The organism is Streptomyces sp. NPDC087901, assembly GCF_044742205.1.
Taxonomy (GTDB): Bacteria; Actinomycetota; Actinomycetes; order Streptomycetales; family Streptomycetaceae; genus Streptomyces.
Window position 1 is genome coordinate 1 of record NZ_JBIUUC010000039.1, and the last position, 12,027, is coordinate 12,027.

Below are 12,027 nucleotides of genomic sequence, written 5' to 3' on the forward strand. Positions count from 1 at the left end.
CGGTGAAGAATCCCGTCGATCACTTGTCGATGATCACGCCACCGCCCACACCGACCGTTGCTCACCGGCAGGAACGGCCGCAGCCGCTCCCACTCGGCGTCCGACAGATCGCCACGTTCTCCCCGCCCCATAACGGGAACAACGAACAGATCAGGCGACAGTCACATGATCGGCCGGACAGCTCCCAGGCTTTTCGTCATCGGACCTGGGCCAATGATGCGCCACAGGTGGCGGGGGCGGGCGAGCACGCCCGGCCCACAGAGCATGTTCACCACCCGTGCGAAATCTTGGAACATGTCTGGGTGGTGTGGAATGAGTGCGTACCACCTGCCGAGGTACCACTGTGCGGCGCGCAACAGTAGAGAGGTGGAGGCGTCGGCTGTCCAGCCCAGGTCCGACAACGTGGCCATCAGCCACGGCCAGCGGGTGATATGGGCCGAGCGTCGCTGAAATGCTGACGCGATACCGTGCAGTTCATGGCACTCGAGCAGATCGCGAAGGGCCAGGGTCTGCAACGCAGCAACTGTCATGCCCTGGGCGTAGACAGGGTTGAAGACACATGCCGCATCACCGAGTGCAATCAGCCCATCCGGCCAGGGCCTGACGCTCTTGAGGTGCCGACGGCGGTTGGCGGTGTGAGCATAGCGGTAGGGCGCCGACAGGGGGACCATCTGAGCGATGGTGTTCACCGTTGCATGGGCGAGTGACTCAAGAAAGGTTTGGAAGCCCTGTTCATCCTTGGGCGGGTGGTCACCGGCTGCACCTTGCAAGGTCACGATCAGCTGGTTGCCTTCTGTGCGCAGGGCAAAACATCCCCGGGGGAAATCGGGAGCCCGCGGCGTCTCGAAGAGGGCAAGCCAGTCGCCAGGGTGGTCCGGGTCCGCTGCGAAGTGGCGGGTGACGTAAGCGACGTTGGCGTCGACAATCGTCTCCGCCGGGCGAGGGAGGCCGAGGGCGGCGAGCCAGTCTGGAAGGTGGGAGCCGCGACCGCTGGCGTCGATGACCAGGTCGGCCCTGAGGTACTCGTCGGGACGGTGCTGCGGCGAACGGTGTTTGAGGCGAACCCCCGTGACACGGCGGTCTGCCGGGTCCTGCAGCAGTCCCATCACCGCGATTTGGTCACGGATGCGTACACCGGGAATGCGGGCCACCCGGTCCCGCACTGCCTTCTCAAGAAAGGGGCGACTCACCGGCTGGATGAAGATTCCGGAGGTTGCGGGTGGGGGCGCGCCGCCGGGCAGCTGCAGCCGTGCGTGCGCACAGAAGTCCACCAGTGGTGCTCCCGCTTTCGACAGTTCATCTTGAAGCCCGGGGAAGAACTCTTCGAAGAGCTGCAGCCCGCGTGCTTGGAGGGCATGGGCGTGCCGACCCTGAGGGACGCCCGGGCGTGGTTTGCAAGTTGACGGCAGTCGATCTCGTTCCAGGATGTCGACCTGTTGGAAAGTCTCGCTCAGGGCGCGGGCGGCCAGCAAGCCAGCGATGCCTGCGCCAATGACGATTGCGTGACCGTGCCGCCGGTGAGCGCCGTGTCCGTGGTGCGTCATGCAGAACCCTTCGTTTTGCCCTGCCGTTCACTCAGCGGGGCCAGAGCCAGCTGGGCATATCGGCTGGCATGGGGTCGGTTCCGAGCATGGTGGTGTTTTGGGAGATCATCATCCAGCCGAACATCACGAGGTTGGTGAAGCCCACGGCTGCGAGGATTCGAAGCCAGTTCTGGGTACGCGGTGCGAAGCACGCAGTGCCGCGGAAGATGTGCACCTCCTGCTTTCGGCGCCGAGCGTGATGCCACAGCATTGCCGTTGGGGTGGAGAGAAGAATGCCCGCGATCACGTGCCCCAGGGGAACCTGATACCAGTGGCCGCCGAACAGAGCAAGCTGCTGATTCGCCGCCGGGTAGCCGTACATGCCGAGACCGGCGACGAGGATGACCTCGAAAAGGGCGTCTAGCAGGGCTCCCGAGAGCAGGAAGACCGGCAACAGTCGGAGCATTCCCCAACTGGGCCACCGGCGTGAGACTCGGGTCATGAACCACATTTGAGCCCAGACCCAGGTTATGACGGGGATATACATCAGCACACTTGCTGCGACCACCGTCTCGACCTGGAGCTCCGGATGGGGGCCGTCCCAGCCGGGGATATAGGGGCCCCAGGTCGAGACATTGAGCGCGTACCGGTTGCCGATGGCGACGAGATCACGCGCGTTCGACAGCGGAGCGAGCCAGAATGAGAGACCGAATCCTATGACGATCGCAGTGTCAAAGGTGATCTGGCCCGCCTTCCTGCTGCGGTACCACGTCGCTGCCAGGCAGGACACGATGATCGCCAACATCGCACCCTGCCCCACCCAGGTGAGTGCGGCCCGCCCTGCCGAGATCTCATAGTTGCCGTCCGGTACGGCGTGCAGACCGCCGGCCGCAATCCACCGACCGAGGACGATAGTTTGGAAAATCAGGGCGCAGGAGCCCACTGCGGCCCAGGCCATGACGGGCGTGCTCCAGTGGGTGGATGCACCTGTTACCTCGCGCCTATGGACGTCGGAGTCGGCGGGCGAGTGCGTTGTCACCTTTTGAAGTTCCCTTCTGGAGTTACGCGCCGATTTCAGGGGATTCAGTTGCTGAGTCGGGTAGCAGCCCGAGAGCGTCCAGTAGCCAGTCGGTGAGGCTGGCGGCGGTGGGTTTGACCCAGATCACTCCAGGCTTCATTTCAATCTGTAGAGCGTGCTGGAGGCGTTGCTGAAGTTGGACGGCGCCCAGGGAATCGAGGCCGAGTATGACCATGCTGGTGTGGGGTCCAATGTGACGGGTGGTGTCGCCCAGGAGGACGCGTACGGTTGCGATGATGAACGCCTGGAGGGTGTCCCGGCGTGCCGAGTGCCCTTCCGCCCCCACAAGTTGGTCCCGCACGGCGGACCTGCTGTCCTCAGTGGTGCTGTCCCCTGTGAGCAGCTCGGCGAAAAGTGTGGATTCGCGCAGTGCCGGATAGGGGCCGATCCACTGGGCGATGTCCAGCGGGGAGTAGGCGATCTGCTGGTGGCCGGCGGCCAGGATGTATTCCAGGGCGCCGATGCCGTCCGTAGGAGTGATGGTGAGAAAGCCACGCTGGGCGAGGTGCTGGCCCCGGCCGACTTCACTCCAGGCGCCCCAGTGAATTGTGTTTGCGGGCAGGTGCTGGTTATGGCGCCAGGCGGCAAGGCCGTCGAGGAAACCGTTAGCTGCCGCATAGGCGGCTTGCCCTGGGGAACCGGTCAGGGAGGCGACCGACGAGTAGAGGGTAAAGAAGTCAAGGTCGGCTTCGGCCGTGGCATGGTGCAGTATCCAGGCCCCGTCGGCCTTGCCGCGCCAGACCCGTTCGAGCAGGCGCTCATCGAGGTTGGTCAAGGTTGCGTCTTCGACAACGCCAGCCAGGTGCAGCACTCCACGGAGTGCGAGCCCGCCGTTGCTGGCCGCGGTGACAGCGTCCTCGGCAAGCTGCGAGTCGGCAATGTCGCCGCGGATCAGGATGATCTCGGTGCCGGCCGCGCGGAGGTCACTCAGCCGTGCCGCACTTTCGGACGTGGGTGTGGAGCGGTTGACGATGACGACGCGTCCGGCGCCGTTGTGGGCGAGCCACTCGACGGTGAGTAGGCCCAGTCCGCCGAGGCCTCCGGTGACCAGGTAGGCCGCGCCGGGGCGTACGGTCCTCTCAGGCGGGCCACTGTGCACTTCGGTGGTGTCGGGGCCAGGGGTGACACAGGCAATAAAGCGGCCGTTGGGGCGCAGTGCGACTTCCGTAATTGGTTGCGCGGTGTCGAGCAGCTCCGCCACGAGCGCCTCGTAGGGTGTACCAGGTGTGAACTGCAGAATGCTGGAGCCGAGTTCAGGATGTTCGTATGCCGCGGTGCGGAGCATGCCGCGCAGCGCAGCTGTGGCCAAAGTGCTCTTCGAGCCGGAGATCACCCACAGCCGTGGGGGCTGTTCCATCAGGGCCATGTGCTGGATAAGAGTGACCGTACGGGCGACCAGTCTGCGGGCAAGCTCGGCAGATTCCGCGGCATCGTCCGCGGCTTCGAGGGCGAGCACGATGCCGCTGGAACCCTGCAGGGCTGCCGGGTCCGCGGCGATGGTATCCAGCGGTGTGAGGCGGCAGTCGACGGTATGCTTCTTCAGCTCCAGAGCCAATTCCGCCGGCCAGGTGCAGTCCGGGTCGGCGAGCACCTGCCACCGGCCGTCCGTGGTGCGGGGACGTTCGTCTGGTGCATCCTGCCGTGCCCAGCGGAGGTGGGAGAGACGGGCGGCGAACCGCTGAGCGGGTGGCGTGATGTTACTGACCCGCAGTCCATGGATCTCCGCGACGACAGTGCCATCTGCGGTAGCCAGGCGGGCCGATGCGGTGCACCCGAGGTCGTCAGCATGGTGCACGCGGATGGCAGCAAGCCGGGTGTGTGCGGTGTTGCCGTATACCCGTACCTCCTCAAATCCGGCGACCACCACCGGGCCCGGGGTGAGGACGTAATGGGCCAGCCACGCCGAGACGGCGCTTTGCACCACTTGGTCGGCGAGCGCGGGGTGCAGCGACATCGTCCAGGCCGAGACCCTTGCGGCGTCGTGTGTGCGGAGTGTGGCCAGGGCCAGGTCCTCGGTCGGGTGTACCTGGATGCGGTCGATCGCGGTGAAGGCCGGGCCGTGGAAGACATCGTGTCGTTCGCGGAAGGTGCGATGCAGAGCGGAGGGCTCACTGTCCTGCCAACCCTGAGGGTGACGCTCGGCCGCGGTCAGCGAGGTAGGTGGCTCCCCCGTCGGCAGCGGATACACGGTGCCGTGAGCATGGACGGTAACCTCACCGTCCGTCACCGAGACGATCTCGACACGGGCGCTGTCAGTGGCGTTGTCCCGGACGAGGCGGGTGGTAACTACTGGTTCCGGATCCAGAACAAGGGGGCTTGCGATGCTCACGTCCCGGACCGCAACTGTGTTGGTGCCGTATACCCGTGTGGCGGCTGCCAGCATCATCTCCACTGTCCCAGTACCGGGCAGCACCGCTACGTCGGCCACCTTGTGGTCGGCGAGCCAAGGAAGACGATTCGGGCCGACGGGGGTCTGCCACAGGTGGCGCTCGGTGTGGTCAGGATCGTGGACGTGCCCGCCAAGGAGCGGGTGCTGGTCGGCACCGGGCAGTTGCGGTGCGATGAGCCGGTACGGCTGTTCGTCCCCGCCATGGCGGGTGCGGTGCCAGGCGGTGCCGGGGACGTCGGCAAGCTCACCGCTGCCGTAACGCGATTCGAAATCGATGCCGCCGTATCCGGCTGCGTGTACCGCTGCGAGATGCGCCAGGAACGCGTCCTGATCGGGAAGCTGCTGCCGAAGGCTGCCGACCACGACGACATCCGTTGCCCCGTCATTCCGAGCGATGTCGAGAATTGGGCGCACGGCCAGCGGGTGCGGGGTGCATTCGATGAACAGCCGGTGGCCGGTCGCCAGCGCGGTGGACACCGCCGCGTGAAACCGCACCGGGTCACGCTGGTTACGTACCCAATACTGCCCGTCTACTGCGCAGGGCTCCTGCGGATCGGGGGCGACGGTCGAGTAGAAGGGGATGCGGGGATAGGCCTGGGGCACTTCGGCCAGCGCAGTGCGCAGCCGTTCGAGGATCGGGTCGACCTGCGGCGAATGCGAAGCCACATCGACGTCGATCAGTTTGGCCACCACGCCATCTGCTTCCCACTGGCGCACCAGGCCGGCTACCTGGGCGGCGTCACCGGACACCACTGTGATGGAGGGCGAGGTGAGCACGCCCAGCGACACCCCGTCCGCCCCGGCTGCGTCGATCGCTTGCTGCGCCTGGGCGGCGCTAAGCAGCACCGAGGCCATCGCGCCGCCGGAGATCGTGGCGAGCAGCGCCGAGCGGCGGCAAATCACCTTCACGCCATCTGCCAAGCTCAGGCCCCCCGCGACCACTATCGCGGCGACCTCGCCAAGGGATTGGCCGATGACGGCCGCGGGCTCGATCCCCCAGGATCTCCACAATCCGGCCAGCGCCACCTGGACACCGAACAGCGCAGGCTGTACCCGCTCCACGCCAACCAACCGCTGCGGGTGCTCAATCACCTCACGGAGAGAGAAGTTGGCCTCAGCCTGTATCAGGGGATCCATCTCGTCGATCGCCGCAGCGAACACCGGCTCAGTGCGCAGCAGATCCTGGCACATACCGGGCCGCTGAGAGCCCTGTCCAGTGAAGACGAACACCGGCCCGGCATGGTCAGGCGGCAGTACCGGCGTACCTGAGACGGCCCCCTCGGCTTCTTCCTCACGCGCGAAAGCGCGGGCGCGGGATGCGAGTTCAAGGTGATCGCGGGCGACGATGCCGAGACGGTGGTCCCCGTGTGATCGACGCATAGTCAACGTGTGCGCGACATCCCCAAGACTCGTATCTGTTCCAGGGCTTTCCGCCCATGCTGCCAGGCGCAGCGCGGCCAAGCGCAAGGATTGCGGGGAGGCGCCCGACAGGGGGAACAGTTGCGCGGTTGTCTGCTTTGGGAGCGTCGCTCGGCCTCGGCTGTGGCGACTGGTGGTGGGCGCAGACTCCAGTATGACGTGGGCGTTGGTTCCGGTTACTCCGTAAGAGCAGACGGCTGCCAGTCGGACTGCCCCGTCCACAGGCCAGTCGGTCAGCTCAGTCGGGACGAACAGGCGAGAAGCCTCGTCACGAGGGATGGTGGGGTTCCACTCTTGGAAGCCGGCATTCGGGGGGATAATTCCGCGTCGTAGGCTCTCCACGGCTTTGATAGCTCCGGCGATGCCAGATACCGGTTCTGAGTGCCCGATGTTCGTTTTGATCGAGCCCAGTGCACAACGCCCTTGGCCCCGCCCGTAGACGGCATTTATGGAGGTGTATTCGACCGGGTCACCTACTGCAGTGCCCGGCCCGTGCGCTTCCACCAGCCCAACTTCGCCCGGGTCAATGCCTGCTTTGACAGCGGCCTCGCGGAACAGTTGCTCTTGCAGCTCGGCAGAAGGTGCGGTCAGCCGGGTAGCCTGCCCGTCGTTATTGACCGCGCTGCCTCGGATAACGGCCAACACCCGATCCCCGTCACGTCGCGCATCGGCCAACCGCTTCAAAACCAGCATCCCGGCGCCCTCCCCACGCACGTATCCATCGGCCCGTGCGTCGAAGGCGGAGCAGGCGCCTCTCGGCGAAAGCAGCAAGGGTGCCTCGTAGTAGTGCGTCTCGGGCGCGAGCATCAGCAGCACCGCACCAGCGAGGGCCATGTCGCATTCGCCCAAGGTCAGTGCTCCGCACGCCACATCCAGCGCCACCAGGCCTGACGAGCAATGGGTGCTGATGACCATCGCGGGTCCACGCAGGTCCATGGAAAACGCCACCCGGCCTGCTGCTCCGGCTGTGAAGTTCCCGAAGAGATACGCGCTGTTGGGGGCGTCCTCCACGGGCCTGTACTCACGGAAGAGGTTGTCCGGCGCATACGTACCCGCATACACCCCGGTGCGCGACCCCCGTATGCGGTCCACCGGAATGCCTGCATGCTCTACGGCCTCCCAGGCCACTTCTGTCAGTACTCGGAACTGCGGATCGACCCACCGCTGTTCCATCGGCCCAACTGAGAATGCTGCTGGATCCCAGGCCCACACATCCCCTTGCAGGAAGCTGCCGTGCCCTGCCCGCTCAGCTAGCTCCGGGTCGTGCATACGAGCAAGACGCGCAGCATCCCATCGCCCTGCCGGGACGGGCCCCGCTGTCCTTCGTCCTTGCGCTGCCAGATCCCACAACCCGCCGGGCGTCTCTACTCCGCCGGGGAACCGGCAGCCGATTCCGATAATCGCGACCGGTTCCGCCTCTGAAGCCGACATGGCCCACCCCACCTATTCTCTGGTCCGCGTGCTGTAACTGACTTGGACGCCGCACTACTTCGCCCCAACAGCGGCCCTGTTCAACCGGGGTCCTCGAAGTGTTAGTGCCGCTTGCGAGAGGGACGACCGCTAGTTGGGACGCATCGCCAGGGGCGTCCGGGGACTGCTGCTGCAGGGCGTTTTCTCTGCGGGACCGCCCTCCAGGGCGAGCAGCCTTCCCAACACCGTCATCACGGCGGTTCCGTCCGCTGGCGCATCTTTGCGCCCCGACGGCGGGCGTGATCGGCACGTCTCGACCGTGCAGGCCCCGCCGTGCTCGATCACTTACTCGTGTAAGGCATTTCTACCTCAGAAACATACCTGCCGATAGGGCTATCGGCCGAAACTTTGAGCGACTCTGAGCCGCGTTGCTAGGGAGAGTAAATCATGCCTAATGGCCATTAAATCCTGCATCTGATCCTGTGATCTGTCTGCGCGAGACCCGAGTCGCGACTGTCGACTGCTTCCCGGAAGTGGCCCTAGTCGGCCAAACCTGCCGCCCCAGGGCGCGACGAGGTGAGCGAGGCGCAGGAGTCGGCCCACCTGCGGCGGTGGCGAGACTTTCAGGCACGATCCCGTCTAAGCTGCCGGCCATCGCTTGCGGCCCATGCGCAATGTCCAAGTGACGAAGATGCCCTGGGGTGATTTCACAGCGGCACCGAGCAGTGACAGCCCTGGCGCGCTTCATGTACGGTGCACCTGCATTCTTGCCGACTCCAGTTGGCTGGAGCGCAGATATTTCGATGTGCCCGTCGGTGTCGACTGCGTAGCCTGTTCGCTCCCCTACCGACGGAGGAAACAATTTGGATCTCGAGCATTTCCTGAGATGCCGAGGAAACCGTCGCGAAGGGAGCCGTATCAGATATGTCGCTCACAGAAAAGGTGCCGAAGGCCCCGCAGGCTCTCCCGCTGGTGGGACACGCATGGAAGCTCCTCAGGGACCCCCTCGGATTCCTCCAATCCTTGCCCTCCTACGGCAATTTGGTCCGAATTCAACTCGGTCCCGAACCCGCCATTGTGGTCTGCGACTCTGAACTCACGCGTCAGCTGCTTGTTGATGACCGCACATTCGACAAGGGCGGTCTCTTCATCGAGCGCGGACGCGAAATCGTGGGCGATGGACTCGCGTCGTGTCCTCATAGCCGACATCGGCGGCAGCGGAGGCTGGTTCAACCCGCCTTTCACCACGACCGGATGCCTGCATACGCAGATGTGATGACCACCTTCATCACGGACATGATCGAGACCTGGCGCGATGGGCAGATTCTCGACGTGCCCTCGGTCATGCATCAACTAACCATGAATGTGACCTGCGCGACGATGTTTGGCACACAGCTTGACGCGTCGAGCCAAGCGGAGATGCTCGAGGATCTACATATACTCTTGACGGGAATGTTCACCCGGACACTCCTGCCGGCATTTTTGGAGAAGGCGCCTACCCGTGGCAACCTCCGGCATGAACGGGCGCGCGCACGCCTGTACGAGACGATTGGCCGGATAATCGAAGAGCGCCGACGTGATGGAATAGACGGGGGCGATGTTCTGTCGACGCTACTGGCCAGGCCTGACGACGTCGACAGTCCGGACGGGCTGTCAGACGTGGAGATCGCCAACGAAGTCGTGACGTTCTTCCTCGCGGGCACCGAGACCACAGCGAACACCCTGGCGTGGGCGCTACATCATCTGGCCGAAAATCCTGACATTGAGAGTCGACTTCAGGCCGAGACTAGCGCCGTACTGGCTGGTCGTTGGCCAGACTTGGGGGATCTCCCCGCTCTGCAGCTGACCGGACGTATCATCACCGAGACACTGCGGATTCGCCCCCCACTGTGGCTTCTGACTCGCATTGCCACCGGTGACACTGAACTGGGCGGACTTCGAATCCCAGCCGGCACCACTCTTATCTATAGTCCATACCTGATTCATCACCGTTCGGACGTGTACCCCAATCCGGACCAATTTGACCCCGACCGTTGGACAGACGACGAAACTGCCAACAAATTCCGTGGAAGTCTCATTCCTTTCGGCGGTGGCGCCCGCAAATGCATTGGCGACACCTTCGCCATCACCCAGGCCACCCTGGCATTGGCATCCATCACAGCGCGATGGCACCTGGAAGCGGTCGAAAATTCTCGTGTCCGCCCGGTAATCCGCGCCACTCTGGGTCCCGGGGGGCTCCGCATGCGGTGCGTGGCCCGCCGAGTTTGACCCCATGTCAGGCGGCGCCGCCTAGCATTTGACCGCACAGGAAGACACCACCCGGCGCCCTGAAAGCGCGCCATTGAGGTCAAGAGCGAGAAGATCGCTACGGCGGCTGGTGTGTGAAAGCGGGCAGCAGAAAGCGTTCGTGCGGTGGCCGTCGGCAGGATTTGGTGAGTGAGCTGATTCCAACCTGCCTAAGGTGTCCGCCAGTTGGGCGGCTCTGCAACACGATGAAGCTCCTGGTAGGAGGTGTCACGACCAAGATTCACCGTGCCCACCAGGAGCTTCGTGTGCTTGTCTACCCGTCGTCGATTGATCTGTCCAGCCGCACCTTGCGGTACCTGAGTGCTCGGCTGCATGCCCAGCGAGGGGAGATCGGGACGCGCTGGCGGCGTCTGCCCGCAGGACGACAGGCCCTGCTCGCCCTGGCTCACCTGCGGTGCGGCGATACGTATGCCCAGCTCGCCGCCGGGTTCCGCATCGGCATCGCGACGGTCTATCGCTACATACGCGAGGTAATCGACGTCCTGGCCGCCCTCGCTCCGACCCTGACCGAGGCGATGAAGACCATCCGGAGCAAGGCGTTCGTGATCCTGGACGGCACCCTCCTGCCGATCGACCGGATCGCCGCCCCGTACTACTCCGGGAAACACAAGCGTCACGGCATGAACGTTCAGGTCCTCACCGATCCGTTCGGCTGGCTGTTGTGGGCGTCCCGCGCCCTGCCCGGGTCCGTCCACGACCTGACCGCGTCACGGACCCACGGGATCATCGACGCGCTCGCCGCAGCAGAGCTGAAGTGCTGGGCAGACAAGGCGTACCAGGGAGCCGGCCACCCCGTCCGAGTCCCGTTCTGAGGCCGTCGGCTCAAGCGGTGGAAGCGCCGACACAACATCAGTCACGCCAAAATCCGCTGCCTGGTCGAGCAGGCCATGGCGGTCCTGAAGAACTGGCGGCTCCTTCGGAAGCTCCGTTGCAGCACCAATCGCATCACCGCGATCCTCCAGGCCGTACTCGTCCTCCATCACGCGTCAGCGTGAGGTTGGAAAAGGCTCAGTGTCTCGTGTGTCCAACATCCGGGGTCAAGGCCCCGGAAATCGTTCTCTCCCCACAAACCCACTCCCGCACGCTACAACTCACGTCAGCTCAGTAAACGGACAGCAGTTCACAATCCCCGCTGGGGAGCCGCTGAAGGCGGCGAGTCAGGGCGCATAGGCGGTGTTCGATCTGCGCTCTCTGACGACGGCTCATGAGCCCAATAGTCCGGGGCGGCGGGGGCGTCCGATCCCACGCGTCCAAAAGGACATAGCCGAGCTGTCTGGCGTCTTCCGAGTCCGGCATGAGTAGCCAGGCCGCCGCGGAACGGACCAGATCGGCCGTGGCTTGCGTGCAGTCACCCTTGAGCGCCCAGATGCGGGCAAGTTCGAGGGATTCACGCGCCGCGCGTCCATAGTGGCCAGCCAGGAAGCGAGCGTAGGCACCCACCTGTCGTAGGCACAGTGTGTATTCGTGATGGGCACCGCGCTCAGCTATGACGTGCCAGACGAGCCGATCGGCCTCTCTGGCCGCGAGCATGTGCTGGCCCACGTCAATCGCTGTATTGATCACCTGCACGCGTTTGTGCAGGGATTCGGGTGGGGGATGCGACGAAGTGAAGGGTGCGCTTAGCAGTGACACGTGGCCTCCTCTGAGGTGGTTCCAAGGCGGACAGCGCTGGTTTGGTGCGTCTGCCATGGTGTGGAAAGAGCCGCAGTGACCGGCTATGCGCCTGCGGCCCAGTAAATGCACTTACGTGGTCGGACCTACAGTGGTTCATCAAGCCTTCTCCAACCTGTCGGCGCTAACCGCCATCTAGGTCCTGTTTCTCGGATCATGTGCGGAGCCAGATCGCGAGGGCTGCGAGTGTGACGGTGCCGAGGTAGATGTAGGCCCGTTTCTCGTAGCGG

At 64.5% G+C, this 12,027-nt stretch carries 4 protein-coding genes and 1 pseudogene; 2 read left to right on the forward strand and 3 right to left on the reverse strand.

The features are described from left to right. Nucleotides 1-161: 161 nt before the first annotated feature. From ACIOEW_RS40795 to ACIOEW_RS40805, 3 genes are all read right to left on the reverse strand, one after another. A complete protein-coding gene (locus tag ACIOEW_RS40795; RefSeq protein WP_401970624.1) occupies nt 162-1,544 on the reverse strand; it encodes an NAD(P)/FAD-dependent oxidoreductase in 1,383 nt (460 codons plus the stop codon). A gap of 31 nt (nt 1,545-1,575) precedes the next feature. After that, complete coding sequence (locus tag ACIOEW_RS40800) at nt 1,576-2,481, reverse strand: spirocyclase AveC family protein (RefSeq protein WP_401970625.1); 906 nt, start codon at nt 2,479-2,481, stop codon at nt 1,576-1,578. A 103-nt stretch (nt 2,482-2,584) separates the two neighbouring features. Continuing rightward, nucleotides 2,585-7,840 carry an SDR family NAD(P)-dependent oxidoreductase gene (locus tag ACIOEW_RS40805; RefSeq protein ID WP_401970628.1) on the reverse strand — a complete coding sequence of 1,752 codons (5,256 nt, stop codon included), beginning with the start codon at nt 7,838-7,840 and terminating at the stop codon, nt 2,585-2,587. Nucleotides 7,841-8,743: 903 nt separating this feature from the next. Here ACIOEW_RS40805 and ACIOEW_RS40810 point away from each other — a divergent pair. Together ACIOEW_RS40810 and ACIOEW_RS40815 are read left to right on the forward strand one after the other, a co-directional pair. Continuing rightward, nucleotides 8,744-10,087, forward strand: a complete 1,344-nt coding sequence (locus ACIOEW_RS40810) for a cytochrome P450 (protein WP_401970630.1) — start codon at nt 8,744-8,746, stop codon at nt 10,085-10,087. Nucleotides 10,088-10,371: 284 nt separating this feature from the next. After that, nucleotides 10,372-11,121: pseudogene (locus tag ACIOEW_RS40815) on the forward strand (transposase family protein). The last annotated feature ends 906 nt before the right edge of the window (nt 11,122-12,027 follow it).